Source organism: Actinoplanes sp. NPDC051343 (genome assembly GCF_044455125.1).
In the GTDB taxonomy this organism is placed as follows: domain Bacteria; phylum Actinomycetota; class Actinomycetes; order Mycobacteriales; family Micromonosporaceae; genus Actinoplanes.
On the sequence record NZ_JBITEL010000003.1, the window covers coordinates 363,624 to 382,839 of the forward strand.

General features: G+C 71.5%; 13 protein-coding genes and 1 tRNA gene. 10 read left to right on the forward strand and 4 right to left on the reverse strand.

Annotated features, from left to right (window positions below):
* Positions 1-30 precede the first annotated feature (30 nt).
* Positions 31-3,015, reverse strand: coding sequence for an NB-ARC domain-containing protein (locus ACIA5C_RS12240; protein WP_396053627.1), 2,985 nt, complete (start codon positions 3,013-3,015; stop codon positions 31-33).
* A 163-nt stretch (positions 3,016-3,178) separates the two neighbouring features.
* Here ACIA5C_RS12240 and fdh point away from each other — a divergent pair, with 163 nt between their 5' ends.
* The 5 genes from fdh to ACIA5C_RS12265 all read left to right on the forward strand — a co-directional run bounded on the left by fdh (position 3,179) and on the right by ACIA5C_RS12265 (position 10,790).
* The gene (gene fdh / locus ACIA5C_RS12245) at positions 3,179-6,433 is read left to right on the forward strand and encodes a formate dehydrogenase (protein ID WP_396053629.1); all 3,255 of its coding nucleotides are present in this window, start codon (positions 3,179-3,181) and stop codon (positions 6,431-6,433) included.
* Positions 6,423-7,493, forward strand: coding sequence for a 4Fe-4S dicluster domain-containing protein (locus tag ACIA5C_RS12250; RefSeq protein WP_396053631.1), 1,071 nt, complete (start codon positions 6,423-6,425; stop codon positions 7,491-7,493). Before fdh ends, ACIA5C_RS12250 begins: the two co-directional genes overlap by 11 nt.
* The gene (gene nrfD, locus ACIA5C_RS12255; RefSeq protein ID WP_396053633.1) at positions 7,490-8,674 is read left to right on the forward strand and encodes an NrfD/PsrC family molybdoenzyme membrane anchor subunit; all 1,185 of its coding nucleotides are present in this window, start codon (positions 7,490-7,492) and stop codon (positions 8,672-8,674) included. Before ACIA5C_RS12250 ends, nrfD begins: the two co-directional genes overlap by 4 nt.
* A 103-nt stretch (positions 8,675-8,777) precedes the next feature.
* Positions 8,778-10,055, forward strand: a complete 1,278-nt coding sequence (locus tag ACIA5C_RS12260) for an OFA family MFS transporter (RefSeq protein WP_396053635.1) — start codon at positions 8,778-8,780, stop codon at positions 10,053-10,055.
* Positions 10,056-10,151: 96 nt separating this feature from the next.
* Positions 10,152-10,790, forward strand: a complete 639-nt coding sequence (locus tag ACIA5C_RS12265) for a TMEM175 family protein (RefSeq protein ID WP_396053637.1) — start codon at positions 10,152-10,154, stop codon at positions 10,788-10,790.
* Here the strand turns inward: ACIA5C_RS12265 and selD are convergent.
* Entirely contained in the window at positions 10,771-11,769 is a 999-nt protein-coding gene (selD, locus tag ACIA5C_RS12270; protein WP_396053639.1) for a selenide, water dikinase SelD, read from the reverse strand. The genes ACIA5C_RS12265 and selD overlap by 20 nt on opposite strands.
* Positions 11,770-11,811: 42 nt before the next feature.
* Between selD and ACIA5C_RS12275 the strand changes: the two genes are divergently transcribed.
* Positions 11,812-11,904, forward strand: a tRNA-Sec gene (locus ACIA5C_RS12275).
* 171 nt (positions 11,905-12,075) lie between these two features.
* Positions 12,076-12,606, forward strand: coding sequence for a GNAT family N-acetyltransferase (locus ACIA5C_RS12280; RefSeq protein ID WP_396053642.1), 531 nt, complete (start codon positions 12,076-12,078; stop codon positions 12,604-12,606).
* Here the strand turns inward: ACIA5C_RS12280 and ACIA5C_RS12285 are convergent.
* Positions 12,536-13,435, reverse strand: a complete 900-nt coding sequence (locus ACIA5C_RS12285; protein WP_396053644.1) for an aminoglycoside phosphotransferase family protein — start codon at positions 13,433-13,435, stop codon at positions 12,536-12,538. The genes ACIA5C_RS12280 and ACIA5C_RS12285 overlap by 71 nt on opposite strands.
* A 53-nt stretch (positions 13,436-13,488) precedes the next feature.
* Here ACIA5C_RS12285 and selA point away from each other — a divergent pair, with 53 nt between their 5' ends.
* From selA to ACIA5C_RS12300, 3 genes are all read left to right on the forward strand, one after another.
* A complete protein-coding gene (gene selA / locus ACIA5C_RS12290) occupies positions 13,489-14,775 on the forward strand; it encodes an L-seryl-tRNA(Sec) selenium transferase (RefSeq protein ID WP_396053646.1) in 1,287 nt (428 codons plus the stop codon).
* Complete coding sequence (gene selB / locus ACIA5C_RS12295) at positions 14,763-16,499, forward strand: selenocysteine-specific translation elongation factor (protein ID WP_396053648.1); 1,737 nt, start codon at positions 14,763-14,765, stop codon at positions 16,497-16,499. Before selA ends, selB begins: the two co-directional genes overlap by 13 nt.
* A gap of 61 nt (positions 16,500-16,560) precedes the next feature.
* Positions 16,561-18,504, forward strand: coding sequence for a phosphocholine-specific phospholipase C (locus tag ACIA5C_RS12300; protein WP_396053651.1), 1,944 nt, complete (start codon positions 16,561-16,563; stop codon positions 18,502-18,504).
* Between the two features lie 30 nt (positions 18,505-18,534).
* Here the strand turns inward: ACIA5C_RS12300 and ACIA5C_RS12305 are convergent, their stop codons facing one another.
* The gene (locus ACIA5C_RS12305; RefSeq protein WP_396053653.1) at positions 18,535-19,146 is read right to left on the reverse strand and encodes a nitroreductase family protein; all 612 of its coding nucleotides are present in this window, start codon (positions 19,144-19,146) and stop codon (positions 18,535-18,537) included.
* Positions 19,147-19,216: the final 70 nt, after the last annotated feature.

Genomic DNA, 19,216 nt, shown 5'->3' on the forward strand with positions numbered 1-19,216 from the left:
ACCGAGGCCGAGAGCCGCGCGATCCGCCGGCTACTCGAGGAGGCGGAAGCGGTAGAGGCCGGCCGCGCCGGCGACGGTGAGGGTGTGGGCGGAGGTCCAGGTGCAGGTGTACGCCACCTGGTCGACCCGCATCATCGCGATCGCCCCGTCGGCCGGGTGCCAGATCTGGATCGCGCGCCGGCTGTCGACGGTGGCCAGATGACGGCCGTCCGGGGAGACGGCCAGCGATCGGATCAGGGCGCCGCCCGCGGTGCGGAAGCGGGTGCGGTGCTGGCTTTTCAGGTCGAACAAGTCGAGTACCGGGCCGCGGGCGACCCCGATCCTGCCGCCGTCGGACGAGACCGCCACGGCTCCGATGATGCCGCTAGCGCCCGTCGCGCGGCGGCGGATCGTGCCGGTGGCCGGGTCGAGCAGCAGGATGTCGTCCTCGGCGGCGACCACCAGGGTGTTGCCGTCCGGGCTGAACGCGGCCGTGGCCGCGCCCCGCAGCAGCCAGAGTGCGCGCCCGTCGGTGCTGTCCCACATCTGCAGCGGCGCGTCCGGTCCCCAGGTGGCGATCAGCGCGCCGCCCGGCGCGATGAGGGTCGAGGCCGCGTCGCCCTGGTGGCCGAGCAGGGCCGCCCGGATGCCGCCGGTGACCGTGTCGCGGATCGTACGGTCGTCGCCGAGCACGAACCAGGCGCCCTCGTCGGCGACCGCGGCCGCCGAGACCGGGCCGGGCGCCGCCACGAAATGCGAGCCGATGTTGATGGCCTGGTCGGTCGCGGTCAGCAGCGTCCGGCCGTCGGGGGAGAGGGACACCGCCCGCAGTGGCCCGCCGGTCGGCACCGACCGCGGCCCGAAGCCGGCCTCCCAGACGCGCACCAGTTCGTCCTGACCGCCGGTGGCCAGCCACCGCCCGCCGGGGGCGACCACGAGCGCGTCGACCCGCCCGTCGACCCAGTTCAGGGAGTCGGTGCTGCCCCGGTGGCCGGGGTAGCGGCGAAGCTCCCGGCCGCTCGCCGACCACAGGAGAACCCGGTTGTCGGTGCCGCCGACCGCGAGCCAGCTCTCGTCGGGCGCCCAGGCCAGGCATTGCGCCGGTCCGCCCAGCCGGGTCTCGTCCGATGTCCGCAGGTCCCACCGGAGGGTCGCCGAGGACCAGAGGGTGGCGGCCAGGAACCGGGCGGACGGGCTGACGGCGAGCGCCGAGACGACGCTGCCGGTCGAGAAGTGGAGGGTCTTGCGGCCGGAGCCGACGTCCCAGACGCGCACCTCGCCGGTGAAGTCGCCCGCGGCCACGAAGCTGCCGTCCGGGGCGACGGCCAGCGACCGCACCGCCGCTCCCGCCCCGCGCAGCGTGCGTTTCGCCCGCCCGCTGACCGCGTCCCACAGCCGCACCGAGCCGTCCTCGCCGCCGGTCGCCAGCCAGCCGCCGCCCGGCGAGATCGCCACCGCCCACACCTGCCCGGTGCCGCAGTCGAGTTCGGCCAGCGCCTCGCCGGAGGCGGCGTCCCACAGACGTACGAGGTGGTCGTTGCCGGCGGTGGCCAGCCACCCGCCGCTCGGCGCGATCGCCAGCGCGTGGACCGCGTCCGGATGGGCGTCGATGCGCAGCCGCAGCGAGCCGTCGGTGAGATCCCATGCACGCACCTGGCCGGTCACCGTCCCCGCGGCGAGCCAGCTTCCGTCCGGTGCGACGCCGAGGGCCTCGGTCCACGTTCCCGCGGCGAGGGTGCGGACCAGCGCCGGATCGAGCGGGTCGGGCAACGCCCCGTCGACCGCCAGGACCGGCCGGCCGGGCGTCCGTAAGCGGCTGTGCAGGATGTCGGTCACGGCATGTGGCGGGTCGGTCGGTGCCAGCAGGTGCGCGGCCCGGGTCAGCTTCCGGCGCAGATCGCCGGAGGGCGTCCGGGCGAGGTCGGCGAGCGGTCCGGCGAGGCCGTCCCGCTCCAGGCGTACGGCGAGCCAGTCCGGTCCCGGCGGTTCCCGGTCGGCGGCGAGCAGATGTTCGACGTAATGGTGCCGCAGGTAGTGGGAATCGGCAGGCGTCGGGGTGCTGTCGAGCAGGGCGGCGTGCAGGGCGGGCGCGCCGGCGGCGGCTCCCGGCAGCCGTACGGTGGCGCCCACGCCCGTCGAAGCCCGCGCGATCAGCCGCAGGTCGGCCAGCCGGGAGAGCAGCGCGTCACCCTCGTCCGGAGTCAGCCGGCCGGTTTCGAACCAGAACCCCAGCACCAGCTCGACCGGCACCGCGTCGTCGGCGAACACCGCCAGTTCGGCCCACCGGTCCCGCTGGTCCGGCCGGAGCAGGTCGGCGAGCGCGGTCACGGCGCCGTCCCGTTCGAGCGCGAAGGCGACCACCCGCGGGTCGGGCCGGTCGGCGAGCAGCCGGTTGGCCCGACGCAGCGACCGCGGCAGCCCGTCGCCGAGCGCGGCCAGCTGGGCGACCGTCTCCTCGGGCAGCGGCGGCCGCCCGGCCATCAGCACCGATCGGGCCAGTTCGGGCGGCATGCGGCCGAGCGGTACCGACAGGCCGGTCCCGGCGGCCAGCGACGCGTCGTGGGTCGTGACGAGACGAGACGAGACTCCGGTGACCGGGAACGCGGCGAGCTGCTCGGCCGAGCACACGTCGTCGAGGATCAGCAGGTAGGGCGGCCGGTCGGCGAGCACCGCGGCGAGCTGTCCGGCGGCGTCGGCCACATCGGACCCTGGATGCGCCTGGGCCGCGTCCCACCCGCGTACGAGATTTGTCACCTTGGCCGCCAACGCACCCAGCCGGGCGTGCGGTCCGAGAGTGACCCAGTGGATGCCGCGGAAGCGGCGCTTGATGCGCGGGTCGGCCTGCACGAGCCGGGCCAGCGTGGTCGTCCCGGAACCGGTCGGCCCGTGCACCGTGACCGTCATGCGCGGCTCGCGCAGTGCCTCGGCGACGCGCGCCACTTCCTCGGCCCGGCCCAGCTTCCCGCCGCGCGGTATGAGCTCCCCGGGAGGCGTCCTCGCGCCTCGGAGACGGGCCGTGACCTGGCGGAAGTCCATGATCAATTGTTCCGGCCGGCCGCCGGTCCGTCCTTGCCGCCGAGCCGGTAGTGGGAGCGGCGAGCCGGGCGGACGACCGGCGTGTCGAGCTGATCCATGGGCGACATCATTTCGTTCGGCGGCCCGCGTGCGAAACCCCGGAACGGGGGTAAGGTCTGATCTCGTGGGCGTACGAACCTGGATCGAGGGCTGGCCGGTCTATCGTCAGCTGACCGGGACCGATCCGCTCGGCCGGGGTGCCGCGGCGCAGTCCGACCATTCCAGGTCGCTGACCTCCCGCACCGAGACCGCCGATTCCGTGGCCCGCTCCGTGTGCCCCTATTGCGCGGTCGGTTGCGGACAGAAGGTCTTCGTCAAGGACGGCAAGGTCGTCCAGATCGAGGGCGACCCGGACAGCCCGGTCTCGCGCGGCCGTCTCTGCCCCAAGGGCTCGGCGAGCCTGAGCCTGGTGACCAGCGACCGGCGGCAACAAAAGGTCCTCTACCGGCGGCCCTACGGCACCGACTGGGAGACGCTCGACCTCGAGACGGCGATGGACATGATCGCCGACCGGGTGCTGGCCGCCCGCGAACAGACCTGGGCCGACCAGGACGAGAACGGCAAGCCGCTCAACCGCACGCTGGGCATCTCGAGCCTGGGCGGCGCCACGCTCGACAACGAAGAGAACTATCTGATCAAGAAGCTCTTCACCGCGATCGGCGCTATCCAGATCGAGAACCAGGCTCGCATTTGACACTCCGCCACCGTCCCCGGTCTGGGGACTTCGTTCGGCCGTGGCGGGGCCACCAGCTTCCTTCAGGATCTGGCTAACGCCGACTGCATCGTGATTCAGGGTTCCAACATGGCTGAGGCCCACCCGGTGGGCTTCCAGTGGGTGGTGGAGGCCAAGAAGCGCGGTGCCAAGATCATCCACGTCGATCCGCGATTCACCCGCACGAGCGCGCTGGCCCACACCTATCTGCCGGTGCGCGCGGGAGCGGACATCGCGTTCCTCGGTGGGGTGATCAACTACATCCTCACCAACGAGAAGGACTTCCGGGAGTACGTCCTTGCGTACACCAACGCGTCCATGATCGTGAGCGAGGACTTCCGCGACACCGAGGACCTCGACGGCCTGTTCTCCGGTTACGACCCGGAGACCAACACGTACGACCAGTCGAGCTGGATGTACGCCGGCAACGAGGAAACCGCGGCGGACTCGGGTGACTCCCATGTCGGCCGGGAGACCGCGTCCGGGCTGCGCAACGAGTCGCACGGCGTACCGGTGCCGGGCGACGTGCCGCGCGACCCGACGCTGCAGGATCCGCGCTGCGTCTACCAGATCCTCAAGCGGCACTACGCCCGCTACACGCCCGAGGCCGTCGAGCGGCTCTGCGGCGTGCCCCAGGACAAGTTCCTCGAGGTCTGCGAGGCCTGGACGGCCAACTCGGGCCGCGAACGCACCAGCGCGCTGGTCTACTCGGTCGGCTGGACCCAGCACAGCGTCGGCGTCCAATACATCCGCACCGGCGCGATCATCCAGCTGCTGCTGGGCAACATGGGCCGGCCCGGCGGTGGCGTGCTGGCGCTGCGCGGGCACGCCAGCATCCAGGGTTCGACCGACATCCCAACCCTGTTCAATCTGCTGCCCGGCTACCTGCCGATGCCGCACCACTCCAAACACGAGTCGTTCCGGGACTGGGTCGACGAGATCCGCCAGCCCGGCCAGAAGGGCTTCTGGTCCAACGCCGAGTCCTACGCGGTCAGCCTGCTCAAGTCCTACTTCGGCGACGCCGCGACGAAGGACAACGACTGGGGCTTCGGCTGGCTGCCGAAGATCACCGGCGATCACGGTACGTACCGGCAGACGCTCGACATGATCGACGGGAAGATCAAGGGGTTCTTCCTGCTCGGCCAGAACCCGGCCGTCGGGTCGGCGCACGGCCGCGCCCAGCGGATCGGCATGGCCAACCTCGACTGGCTTGTGGTCCGCGACCTCTACATGATCGAGAGCGCCACGTTCTGGAAGAACGGTCCCGAGGTGGCGACCGGGGAGATGAGTCCTTCCTCGGTCAAGACCGAGGTGTTCTTCATGCCGGCGGCCTCACACGTCGAGAAAGAGGGCACCTTCACCCAGACCCAGCGGATGCTGCAGTGGCGGGAAAAGGCGGTCGAGCCGCCGGGCGACGCCCGCAGCGACCTCTGGTTCTTCTACCACCTCGGCCGCCGCATCAAGGAGCGGCTGGCCGGCTCGACGCTGCCCCGCGACCGCGGCATCCAGGCGTTGACCTGGAACTACGGTGACGATGAGCCGGACGGCGAGGCCGTGCTCCGCGAGATCAACGGGTACGACCTGACCACCGGCGAGCCGCTGTCCACGTTCAACCAGATGAAGCCCGACGGCTCGACCTCCGGCGGCTGCTGGATCTACACCGGTGTCTTCGCCGACGGGGTCAACCAGGCCGCCCGCCGTAAGCCGGGAAGCGAGCAGAACTGGGTGGCCGGCGAGTGGGGCTGGGCGTGGCCGGCCAACCGGCGCACGCTCTACAACCGCGCCTCGGCCGACCCGGACGGCAAGCCGTGGTCGGAGCGGAAGAAGTACGTCTGGTGGGACGCCGACAAGGGCGAATGGACGGGCGAGGACGTGCCCGACTTCGAGAAGGGCAAGGCGCCGAGCTATCGGCCGCCCGAGGGCGCCGAAGGCGTCGCCGCGATCTCGGGTGACGACGCGTTCATCATGCAGGGCGACGGGAAGGGCTGGCTCTACGCGCCGAGCGGCCTGATCGACGGCCCGATGCCGACCCACTACGAGCCGGCCGAGTCGATGGTCCGCAACCCGCTCTACACCCAGCAGGCCAACCCGACCCGCAAGGTCTACGACCGGTCGGACAACCTGACCAACCCGAGCCCGCCCGAGCCGCACGCCGACGTGTTCCCGTTCGTGTTCAGCACGAGCCGGCTCACCGAGCACCACACCGCGGGCGGCATGAGCCGTCAGCTGGCCTACCTGTCCGAGCTGCAGCCGGAGATGTTCGTCGAGGTGTCGCCCGAACTGGCCCGCGAACGTGGTCTCAGCCACCTCGGCTGGGCGCACGTGGTCACCGCGCGGGCCGCGATCGAGGCGAAGGTGCTGGTCACCGACCGGTTGACGCCGTTGCGCATCGAGGGCCGCATCGTGCACCAGATCTGGCTGCCCTACCACTGGGGCGGCGAGGGCCTGGTCACCGGCGACTCGGCCAACGACCTGATCGGCATCACGCTCGACCCGAACGTGCTCATCCAGGAGAGCAAGGTCGGCACCTGCGACATCCAGCCCGGCCGCCGGCCCATCGGTCCGGCGCTCCTGACGTACGTCGAGGACTATCGTCGGCGCGCGGGCCTGACGCCCGACCACCACACGCCGATCGTGACCAAGGACGAGGTGCCGGATGCCCAATAGCCTGTTCGGCCCGCTCGACCCGGCCCCCGAGGCGGGCTACGTCGACGCGCCACCGCGGGTCGGCTTCTTCACCGACACGTCGGTCTGCATCGGCTGCAAGGCGTGCGAGGTGGCGTGCAAGGAGTGGAACGCCATCCCGGACACCGGGTTCAACCTGCTCGGCCAGTCCTACGACAACACCGGCGGCCTGTCGGCCAACTCGTGGCGGCACGTGGCGTTCATCGAGCAGCCGCGGGCGTCGACCGGCGCGGGCACCGACGTGCCGGGAGCCTTCGCCGGGCTGCCGGTCGGGCCGTCGGTGAGCGCACAGACCGCGGTCGTCGCTTCGACCACGACCGTGCCCACCGGCACCGAGCCCGGCATCACGCCCGCCGTCGATGCGCTCGCCGCGGCCGCGACCATCGGCACCTCTTCATCCGGTTCCTCCGGCACGCAGTTCCTGGGCATGCCGGGATCGGACCTGCCCGGCCGCACGATCGACGCGCCGCGGAGCGATTTCCGCTGGCTGATGATGTCCAACGTGTGCAAGCACTGCACGCACGCCGGCTGCCTCGACGTCTGCCCGACCGGGGCACTGTTCCGCACCGAGTTCGGCACGGTCGTCGTGCAGGACGACATCTGCAACGGCTGCGGCTACTGCATTCCGGCCTGCCCGTACGGGGTGATCGACCGCCGCGAGGACGACGGCCGGGCCTGGAAGTGCACGATGTGTTACGACCGCATCGGCGACGGTCTGCGGCCGGCCTGCGCGACCGCCTGCCCGACCGAGTCGATTCAATACGGCGAGCTCGACGAGTTGCGGGAGCGGGCCGCGGCCCGGGTCGCCGCGCTCCACGAGCAGGGCGTCGAGTCGGCCCGGCTCTACGGCCACGACCCGTCCGACGGCGTCGGCGGCGACGGCGCGTTCTTCCTGCTGCTCGACGAGCCCGAGGTGTACGGGCTGCCGCCCGACCCGGTCGTGGCGACCCGCGACCTGCCGCAGATGTGGAAGAAGGCCGGCCTGGCCGCCCTGACGATGGCCGCCGCCGTGGTGGTCTCGTTCTCCGGAAGGCGCCGATGAACGATCACCAGTCGAGCAACGGGTCCGGCGGGAGCGACAGTGGCTCCCGGGCCGAAAGCGTCTCGCAGCCGGTGGCCGGATCGCAGCCGGTGGCCGGATCGCAGCCGGTGGCCGGATCGCAGCCGGCGGGCGGGTCGCAGCCGGCGGGTGAGTCGCGGGCCGGGGATGGCGCGGGGGGCGGCGGGGGCGGCGCGGGGCGCGGCGGGGATGCCGGGGAACGGCGGCGCCGCGGTGGCGGCGACCGGGCGATGGTGCCGCCGGCGAACTTCCGGTCCTACTACGGGCGGCCGATCGTGCGGGCGGCGCCGTGGGAGAAAGACATCCCTTCCTACCTGTTCACCGGCGGTCTCGCCGCCGGGTCGGCGCTGCTTGCGCTCGGCGGCCAGCTCAGCCGCCGGACGGCGCTGCGCCGGGCCGGCCGGCTGAGCGCGCTCGCCGCGGTCGGCGTGAGCACCTACTTCCTGGTCAACGACCTCGGCCGGCCCGAGCGGTTCGTCAACATGCTGCGGGTGGCCAAGCCGACGTCGGCGATGTCGATGGGCACCTGGATCCTCTCCGGCTTCGGCGTCGCGGCCGGCGCGGCGGCGGTCGCCGAGGCGGCCCCGCTGCTGCCCCGGCGCGGGTTGCTCGGGCTGGTGCGCAAGGTGCTGCCGCCGGTAGGCGCGGCCGCGGGTCTCGGGGCGGCGGCGTTGGCGCCCGGCCTGGCGACGTACACCGCGGTGCTGCTGGCCGACACGTCGACGCCGAGCTGGAACGCCGCGCGCAACGAACTGCCGTTCGTCTTCGCCGGGAGCGCGATGGCCAGCGGCGCCGCGGTCGGCATGATCGCCGCGCCGGCCGACCAGGCAGGGCCGGCCCGTCGGATGGCCGTGCTCGGCGCCGGGCTCGAGCTTTACCACGCCCACCGGGTCGAGAACGGGATGGGCCTGCTCAGCGAGCCCTTCCATCAGGATCAGGCCGGGAAGTGGCTGCGCGCCGCCCGTACGCTCACCGCCGCGGGCGCCCTCGGGGCGCTCGCCGGGCGACGCAGCCGGCTGATTTCCGCGCTGTCCGGGGTTGCCCTTCTCGCCGGTTCCGCATTGACGCGTTTCGGCGTCTACGAAGCGGGTATCGCGTCGGCCAAGGACCCGAAATACACGGTCGTCCCGCAACGGGAACGGCTCAACGACAAGCTTCGCTGATCAAGCGTTCCTCCTGCTCGAACACAAGATGCGCAAGGGCGTCGGGGCCGGTAGCGTCATTGACTAAAGTCGATCAAGGCGCGCCCCCGGCGAGGAGGTCGAGATGGCGACGTCCAGCACCAATACCCCCGAACAGGTGACCGACGAGAGAAATCCCACCCGTGGCCGCTGGTGGATCGTTGTCGCCGCAGTTCTCGTCCAGCTCGCCCTCGGCGCGGTCTACGCGTGGAGTGTCTTCAACAAACCACTGCAGGCGGAGTTCGGCTGGAGCAAATCCGAGGCCGTACTCCCGTTCGAGTTCGCGATCGGCACGATTTTCATCGGCAGTCTGATCGGTGGCCGCATTCAGGACCGTCGTGGTCCGCGCACGGTCGCGCTCGCCGGTGTCGTGCTCTATGCGATCGGCACCATGCTCGCCTCTCTGGTCAACACCAGCGGCCAATTGTGGCTGCTCGTCGCGACCTATGGAGTGCTCGGCGGCATCGGTCTCGGCGCCGCCTACATCACGCCGATCGCGATGCTGTCGAAATGGTTCCCGGACCGGCGTGGCCTGATCACCGGCATCGCGGTGGCCGGCTTCGGCTTCGGCGCCGTGCTCACCGCCCCGGCGGCCAAGGCACTGCTGAACGGCACCGACGACAAGACGAGCGTCTTCCTGCCGCTCGGCATCGCCTATCTGATCGCGGGTGTGGTCGGGGCGCTGTTCTTCCGCAACCCGCCCGAGGGCTATCAGGTGCCCGGCTTCGTGCCCGCCTCGACCGGGCGGGCGGTCGCCGGAACCCGCAACTACACGCTGCCCGAGGCGCTGCGCACCAAGCAGTGGTACATGCTGACGGCCGTTCTGACGCTGAACGTGACCTGCGGCATCGGATTCATCTCGCAGGCCTCCGACGCGGCCCAGAGCGTGGCCGGGGTGTCCGCGGGCACGGCGGCCACGATGGTCGGCGTGCTCGGCCTGTTCAACGGCGGCGGCCGCATCTTCTGGGCCTGGCTGTCGGACCGTACGGGCCGGATGACGGCGTTCCTCGGCATGCTGGCGTTGCAGCTCGTGTGTTTCGCGATCCTGCCCTGGGCGTCGGCGTTCGCGCTGTTCGCGGTCCTGGCCGCGCTGATCTACCTGGCCTACGGCGGCGGGTTCGGGACGATGCCGGCCACCGCGGCCGACTACTTCGGCACGCCCAACGCGGGTGCGATCTACGGCGCGATGATCGTGGCGTGGAGCATCGGCGGCGTGGTCGGGCCGCTGCTCACCGCGGCGCTCTACGATGCCGACAACCAGAGCTACACGCTGCCGTTCCTGGTGCTGGCCGCGATCGCCCTGGTGTCGCTGGTCCTGCCCCGGATCACCCGGATGCCCTCCGAACCGGCGACGGTCGAATAGCGGCCGGGGGCGGCACGGTCCTCGAGGCTGTGCCGTCCCCGCTCCGACCGGGACGCGGATCTCGGGGAGCCCGCCCGGCGTCTAGCATTCACGGCCATGGACGCCAGCGAAATCGCCACTGACGAACCGGATCCGCGCGCGATCGCCGCCGAGCGGCTGACCTTCTTCGCCGACGCGGTCATCGCGATCGCCATCACGCTGCTCGCCCTCGAGTTGAGTGCCCCCGAGGGGCGCACCAACCGCGAAGTGCTGCACTCGATGTATTTGCATCGCGACGAATACATCTCGTTCGTCATCAGCTTCTATGTGATCGGTTTCTACTGGGCCCACCATCACAAGGTCTTCCGCTATGTCACCGTGCTCGGCGGCCGGCTCGTCTTCCTCACCCTGCTGTGGCTCTTCCTGCTCGTGCTCGATCCGTTCGCCACCCGCGTGCTCAGCGGAGACGGCGGATTCCAGGTGCGATTCGTGTTCTATGCGCTTGTGCAGACGCTGGCCGGCCTGGTGTGGCTGTTGATGGTCGCCCAGATCCAGCGGCACGGCCTCTATCGAGCCGCCACCCCGCCCGACCTCTTCAAGAACGCCTATTTCGGTACGGGCGGGCTGGCGGCCGGTTTCCTGCTGTCCATTCCGTTCGCGTTCTTCCTCAGCGATTACGCCTACGACCTCTGGATCGTCGTGCCGATCGGGACGGCGCTGGTCCGGCGGCTGTTCTTCAGCGGATCTCCAGCGTGATTCCCTCGCCCCGCGAGGGGAAAAGCTCGCCGACGATCGGGTGACCGGGGATTTCGCCCGCGATCAGCAGCCCGCCCGACGTCTGAGCGTCGGCCAGCAGGAGCAGTTCGTCCTCGGTCGCCGAGCCCGGGTCGAGGTGCGGGCGCACCCAGTCGAGGTTGCGCCGGGTGCCGCCACTGACGTACCCGTCGCGGAGCGCCTCCCGGGCGCCGTCCAGATAGGGGACCGCGGCCGCGTCGACGCGGGCCGTCAGGCCGCTCGCGCGGGCAAGTTTGTGCAGGTGGCCGAGCAGTCCGAAGCCGGTGACGTCGGTCGCGCAGACCACGCCGGCCTTGAGGGCGGCCTCCGACGCGTCCCGGTTGAGGGCGGTCATCGTGGCGATCGCCTGCGCGAACACCTCCCCGGTCGACTTGTGCCGGCTGTTGAGCACGCCGATGCCGAGCGGCTTGGTCAGCGTGAGCGGCATGCCGGCCGCGCCCTGGTCATTGCGCATGATCCGGTCGGGGTCGGCGACGCCGGTGACCGCCATGCCGTACTTCGGTTCCGGGTCGTCGACGCTGTGCCCGCCGGCGACGTGGCAGGCGGCCTCCCGGGCCACGTCGAGGCCGCCGCGCAGCACCTCGGCGGCCAGTTCCATCGGCAGCAGCTCCCGCGGCCAGCAGAGCAGGTTGACGGCGACGACTGGCGTTCCGCCCATCGCATAGACATCGGAGAGCGCATTCGCCGCGGCGATGCGGCCCCAGTCGTACGCGTCGTCGACCACCGGCGTGAAAAAGTCGGCCGTGGCGACGATCGCCGTGCCCCGCTCGATCTTCACGACCGCCGCGTCGTCCCCGTCGTCGAGGCCGACCAGCAGCTCACCGGGCCCGTTCGGCGGGGCGCCGACCAGCCCGGCAACCACCGACTCGAGTTCGCCGGGCGGGATCTTGCAGGCGCAACCGCCGCCGTGGGCGTACTGGGTGAGCCGAGTGATCGTCATGCGTCCACTTTTACACCGTTGCCGTCGGTTAGGGTGATCGGCGGAGGCGTTCAGGTGGCTGGTGCCCCTCCCGGTCTTCAAAACCGGTGTGACCCGGCACCCGGGTCAGGCGGGTTCGATTCCCGTCCGCCTCCGCTATCTGTTTCACAACAGACTGTTCAGAACAGCTGGGTCGCCGGCGTGATCGAACGCCACCACAACCACCGCATTCACGGCCGACAGCTGCCGGAACCGCATCCTGCTTCCCCGCCTCTTCCCGCTGAAAATCATGAATAGCGGGCCACTTTGGCCGGATACGATCCGTCGATGTCTACGGTAACCATTCGGCGGGGCGGCCCGGCCGACGTACCGGCCGTGCTGGCGGTTTTCGACGGTGCGGTGCGGTGGCTCGTGGCGCGCGGGCAGGCCGGCCAGTGGGGGAGCCGGCCGTTCTCCTCGATCCCGGAGACGGTTGCCCGCGCGGAGAGGTACGCGAGGTGGGACGGCTTCTTCGTCGCCGTCGGTGCGGGCCAGGTCGTCGGTGCCCTGGTCGTCGGCGAGTCGTCCGAGCCGGTGCCGGCGCCGGTCGAGCCCGAGCTGTTCGTCAACCTGCTGGTGACCGACCACTCGGACGCCGCCCGGGGCGTCGGCGCACTCCTGCTCGAACACGCGGCCGTCCTGGCCGTCGCGCGCGGAGTCGGCGTGCTGCGGCTGGACTGCTACGCGGGCAACGGCGGCGGCCTGGTCCGCTATTACGAGCGGCAGGGCTTCACCGCCACCGAGACGTTCACAGTCGACCAGCCGGGCGGCCCGTGGCCGGGCCAGGTGCTGGAGCGGCGTCTGCCAGGGCGGCGGTGATCTGCCGCGTGGTCTGCTCGGCGATGCGCGCGTCGCCGGCCGCGTAGGCGCGGTGGGCCGGCAACCCGCCGGTCAGGGTCCAGCCGCGGCCGCGGGCCCACGTTGCCTCGTCGAGGTCGAGCGCCGCGCGGAAGGCGGCCCTCGGGGCCGGTTCCAGCAGGGTGTACGCGATCTGCAGGTCGGTCGCCGGATCGCCCGCGCCGAGGCCGCCGAAGTCGATGACCGCGCTCAGCCGCCCGTCGGCCGCGAGCAGGTTGCCGGTGTGGAAGTCGCCGTGGAACCAGACCGGTGGGCGGTTCCAGGCCGGGGCGTCGAGGGCCGCCTGCCACACCCGGGTCAGCGCCGCCGCGTCGAACACCCCGGCGAGGTCGGCGATCGCCGACCGCGTGACCTCGTCGCGAGCCGCGAGCGGTCGACCCGACAACGCGGCCGCCGCGGAGGGAACGGGCAGCCGCTGCAGAGTGGACAGGAACTCGGCCAGGGTGCGGGCGGTCCCGACCGAGGCGCCCAGCCCGGCGGCGGACGACCCCGGCAACCAGCGCGACACTCCCCACGGCCAGGGATAGCCGAGGTCGGGCCGCCCGACCGCGACCGGGGTCGGCACGGCCAGTGGCAGGTGCGGTGCGAGGAACGGAAGCCACGCCAGATCCTTGGACGCCTGGCCGATCGGGCCCGGGTGCCGCGGGAACCGCGCCGACAGGCCCGGCCCCAGCCGGTAGATGACGTGGTCGGATCCGGCCGGCTCGAGGCGGCGGAGCGGCAGGTCACGCCACTGCGGGAACTGCGAGTCGACCAGCCGCCGGGCCAGCGAGACGTCAACCGGAAACACCCGTCGAAACTGTCAGGCGGCGGGACGGATCTCGACAGGATTACCGTACGGGGGTGACGGATGCGCGACGGCTGGTGCCGCGTACGGATGTGGTGTTGAACGATCCGCGCCTGAGGGAGGCCGCGGAGCGCTTGGGCCGCCCGGTCGTGAAGGCGGCCGTGGCCGCCGCCCAGCAGCGGGCCCGCGAGGGTGATCTGGCTCCCGAGGCGGTGGCCGGGGCGGCCGTCGCGGCGTTGCCGGGCACCGCGGGCGGCCTGCATCCGGTGCTCAACGCGACAGGCGTCGTGCTGCACACCAACCTGGGCCGGGCGGCACTGTCGGGCGCGGCCCGGGAGGCGATCGTGGCGGCGAGCGGGCACACCGATGTCGAGCTCGATCTGGGCACCGGCAAGCGGGCGCGGCGGGGCCGCGGTGCGATGGCGGCGCTGCACGACCGGGTGCCCGAGGCGGGCGCCGTCCATGTCGTCAACAACGGCGCGGCCGCTCTGGTCCTCGCGGCGACCGCGCTCGCCCGCGACCGGGAGATCATCGTCAGTCGCGGCGAGATGGTGGAGATCGGCGACGGCTTCCGCCTGCCCGACCTTCTGGCCTCGACCGGTGCCCGGCTCCGGGAGGTCGGCACGACCAACCGCACGACGGTAAAAGACTACGCAGACGCCATAAATCCGGACACCGGCTTCGTGCTCAAGGTCCACCCGTCGAACTTCGTCATCAAGGGCTTCACCAGCGGCGCGGCGGTCAGCGACCTGAAGACGCTCGGGGTCCCCGTCGTTGCCGACATCGGCTCCGGCCTCCTGCAACCGGATCCGCTCCTGCCCGACGAGCCCGACGCGGCCACCATGCTGAAGAAGGGCGCCGACCTCGTCACCGCCAGCGGCGACAAACTGCTGGGCGGCCCCCAGGCCGGCCTCATGCTCGGCACCCAATCCCTCATCGAGAAGCTCCGCCGCCACCCCCTGGCCCGGGCTCTGCGGGTCGACAAACTCACCCTCGCCGCCCTCCAAGCCACCCTGGAAGGCCCCGAGACCCCCACCTGGCAAGCACTGAGGACACTCCCAGAAGCCCTCCGGCTCCGCACCGAGCAGGTCCTCGAAGCGATCGGAAGCGGGCCCGTCACCCTCGAGAAAACCGAGGCCGTCGTCGGTGGCGGTGGGGCGCCCGAGGTTGCGCTCCCGTCGTGGTCACTGTCGCTGCCCGAGGCGTACGCGAAAAGCCTGCGCGAAGGCACCCCGCCGATTGTCGGAAGGGTCGAGCACGGCCGCCTTCTGCTCGATCTCCGCTGCGTGCCCGCCGACCGGGACTCCGATGTCGTCGAGGCCGTCCAGCGATGCATGTCGTAGCCACCGCCGGCCACGTCGATCACGGCAAGTCGACGCTGGTGCGCGCCCTGACCGGCATGGAGCCGGACCGCTGGGCGGAGGAGAGGCGCCGGGGCATGACCATCGACCTGGGCTTCGCCTGGACGACGCTGCCGTCGGGGGCGACCGTCGCGTTCGTCGACGTGCCCGGCCACGAGCGGTTCGTGCCCAACATGCTGGCCGGGGTCGGCCCGGTGCCGGCCGCGATGATCGTGGTCGCGGCCGACGAGGGCTGGATGCCGCAGTCAGCCGAGCATCTGGCTGCCCTGGCCGCCCTGGACGTGCGGCACGGCCTGCTGGTCGTGACGAGAAGTGACCTCGCCGATCCGTCGGCCGCGATCACCGAGGCGCGGGCGGAGATCGCGAAGACGTCGCTGGGTGCGGTGCCCGCGGTGGCGGTGAGTGGCGCCACCGGCGCCGGCCTGGACGATCTCCGGCTCGAGATGGACGCCTTGCTGGAAGCGCTGCCGGCTCCGCAGCGGGAAGCGCCGGTCCGCCTGTGGATCGACCGCGCGTTCACCGTCAAGGGCGCGGGCACGGTGGTCACCGGCACCCTCGGCGCCGGCAGGATCAAGATCGGCGACGAGCTGCGGCTGGGCGATCGGACGGTCCGGGTCCGCGGGCTGCAGAGCATGGGCGCGGCCGAGACCGAGGTCGCCGCCGTGGCCCGGATCGCGGTCAACCTGCGAGGCGTCGAGAAGGACGCGGTCAGCCGGGGCGACGCGCTCCTCAGCCCGGGGCATTTCCGCGACACCGACCTCATCGACGTGCGCGTGCACGGCGACGCCGCCACCGACCTGCCCGCGGCAATCACCCTGCACGTCGGCTCGGCCGCGGTCCCGGTGCGGGTCCGGCCCCTCGGTGCGGACACCGCCCGGCTGCGGCTCGCCCGCCCACTGCCGCTGCGCATCGGCGACCGGGCGCTTCTCCGCGACCCGGGCAAGCATCACGTGGCCGGGGGAGTGACGGTGCTCGACGTCGTACCCCCCGGTCTTGGCCGCCGGGGAGCCGCCGCGGCCCGGGCCGCCGATCTGTCCCGCATGGACGGTGTCCCGGACCTGGCCGCCGAGGTCGCCCGGCGACGGTTGATCCGGGCCGGTGATCTGGCTGCGATGGGCGTCCCCTTGTCGTCGCCGCCGACCGTGCCGGGCTGGTTCGTCGCTCCCGATCTGTGGTCCGATCTGTCCGACCGGGTGGAGTCGGAGGTCGCCAGTTACCAAAAGCAGAATCCGTTGGAGCCCGGCATGCCCGTCGATGCTCTTCGGCACCGTCTGAAACTGCCGGATCGAGCCCTGGTCGAGGCCCTGATCCGTCCGCCGCTGTCGCTCCGCAACGGCCGCGTCGCTGCGGGCGACAAATCAGATATGTCCGAGCTGGCGGGTCTCATCGATCAGGCCTTCAGCGGTCTGGCCCCCTTCGCCGCCCCCGAAGCCAACGACCTCACCGCTCTCGGACTCGGCCCCCGCCAACTGGCCGCCGCGGTTCGCATCGGACTCCTGATCCAACTGGCTCCCCAGGTCGTCCTCCGGGCCGGGGCCCTCGACGAGGCCGGGACCGTTTTGTCGAAGGTATCGACACCCTTCACTCTCAGTGAGGCCCGGCGGGCACTCGGCACGACCCGCCGGGTCGCGGTTCCCCTGCTGGAACTGCTGGACCGCCGAGGCATCACCCAGCGTCACGCCGATGATCGGCGGACAGTGACCTGACCGGATCAGTTCTTCTCCGGGACGCCCCCTGTTTGCGGTCGCCGGGAGAAGAATGGCGGCCATGAGCCCGATCAACCGCCGTGGATTCCTGGCGATGGCCGGCGGTGCCACCGCCATGGCCACGCTGTCGCCCAGCATCGCGCGTGCGGCGGCCATCCCGGCCGACCGCCGCACCTCCAGCATCAAGGACATCGACCACATCGTCGTCCTGATGCAGGAGAACCGGTCGTTCGACCACTACTTCGGCTCGCTGCGCGGGGTGCGCGGCTTCGGCGACCGCACACCGGTGACCCTCCCGGACGGTCAGTCGGTGTGGCACCAGAGCGGTGTCCTGCCGTTCCGTCCCGAGGCCGACGACCTGGGCCTGCAGTTCATCCAGGACCTGGCGCACGGCTGGAACGACGGGCACGACGCGTTCGCCGGCGGCCGCTACGACAACTGGGTGCCGGCCAAGACGCCGACCACGATGGCGTACCTGACGCGGGAGGACATCCCGTTCCACTACGCGCTGGCCGACGCGTTCACGGTCTGCGACGCGTACCACTGCTCGCTGCTGGGTCCGACGGACCCGAACCGTTATTACATGTGGACCGGTTACGTCGGCAACGACGGCAAGGGCGGAGGCCCGGTCGTCACCAACGACGAGCTGGGCTACGGCTGGACGACCTATCCCGAGCGGCTGGAGCAGGCCGGCGTCTCCTGGAAGATCTATCAGGATCAGGGCGTAGGGCTCGACGCGGCCGGCTCGTGGGGCTGGACCCAGGACGCCTACATCGGCAACTACGGCGACAACTCGCTGCTCTACTTCGACAACTACCGCAACGCGGCACCCGGCAGCCCGCTCTACGAGAAGGCCCGCACGGGAACCGCCGGCAGCGACTTCTTCGCGCCTCTGCGGAACGACGTCGTCAACGGCAAGCTCCCGCAGATCTCCTGGATCGTCGCCCCCGAGGCGTACACCGAGCACCCGAACTGGCCCGCCAACTACGGCGCCTGGTACGTCGCCCAGGTCCTCGACGCGCTGACCGCCGACCCTTCGGTGTGGGCCCGCACGGCGCTGTTCATCACCTACGATGAGAACGACGGCTTCTTCGACCACATGGTCCCCGGCTATCCCACGGCCGGCCAGTCAACCGTGTCGACCGCGGGCGAGTTCCTCGACGAGAGCGGCTTCACCCCGGGCCCCTACGGTCTCGGCGTCCGCGTCCCGATGGTCGTCGTCTCCCCGTGGAGCACCGGCGGTTACGTCTGCTCCGAGGTCTTCGACCACACGTCGATCATCCGGTTCATGGAGAAGCGGTTCGGCGTCCACGAGCCCAACATCTCGCCCTGGCGCCGCGCGGTCGCCGGCGACCTGACCGCCGCATTCGACTTCGGCAAGACCCGCACGACGCCGCCCCATCTGCCCGGCACCGCCGGCTACCAGCCGCCGGACCGCGACCGGCACCCCGATTACGTGCCGACACCACCGGACGACCCGAAGCTCCCGCACCAGGAGCCGGGCCGCCGCCCGGCCCGGCCGGTGCCCTACGACCTGGCCGCCGACGCCCGCTACCACGGGTCCAAGCTGGAGATCACCTTCGCCAGCCGGGGCTCGATCGGCGCGGTCTTCTACGTAACCCGACCCGGCACCGACCCGCAGACCTTCACGGCCGCCGCGCACACCCACCTGACCGGCACCTGGCCGGCCACCGCCGACGTCACGGTCCACGGCCCGAACGGCTTCCTCCGCCACTTCCGCGGCGCCGGCGTTGACGCCACGATCCGCCACGACCGCCTCACCCTGGCCAACCCGTCCGGCCGCCCGGCCCGCGTCCTGCTCACCGACGCCTACACCGGCGACCGCACGGTGGTCCGCCTCAACCCCGGCCAGAGCCAGGTCCACAAGATCCGCCTGCGCGACGGCTGGTACGACGTCTCCCTCACCGGCGACCTCGACAAAACCTACGCCCGGCGGCTGGTCGGCCACATCGAGGACGGCAGGCCGAGCCTCAGCCAGCCGTAGTAGGGGGGTGCCCGACGGCGCCTGCGCCCGCTACGAGGCGTCTCCCGGCTGCTGCCATCTGCCCCGGCGGACCACGTCGGCCCGGGGAAGCCGCCGGGAGCGAAGGTCACGGGCCGGTTCCTGGCTGTACCCGACGGAGATCGCCCCGATCGGGTTGTACTGCGGTGGCACCCCGAACTCCTGGCGGAACGTGTCGATCCGGTCGGCGGGCAGGCCGAAGAAGCAGGCACCGAGGCCGGCGTCGACGGCGCTCAGCAGCATGAGCATCGAGGCGAAGCCGGCGTCGATGTCCCAGTACGGCGCCGGCCACCAGGCGTCCGAGCGGTCGGTGTGGCCCTTGTCGGACTGGGCGTACCGGTCGAGGTAGGCGTCCTTGTTCGCGAGCGGAACGATCAGCAGCGGCGCCTGAACGTTCGCGGCGAACCAGCGGTCGGGGTCCTCGGCGGGGCGCGCGGCGGCCCGGAAGAGCTCGATGTCGGCGGGCGTGTCGAGGACCAGGAAGCCCCAGCCCTGCGAGAACCCGGCCGAGGGCGCTCGCAGTCCATTGTCGATGATGCGGTCGACGACCTCGGGCGGAACCGGCCGGTCGGTGTCGTAGTGGCGAACCATGCGGCGCCGCCGCAGAACGTCCTGAAAGTCCATCTGCGCAACGTACCCGGGGCGCGCTATCGCTGCCGGGCCGTTGAAATCGCCGATCCGGCAGAATCTGGGT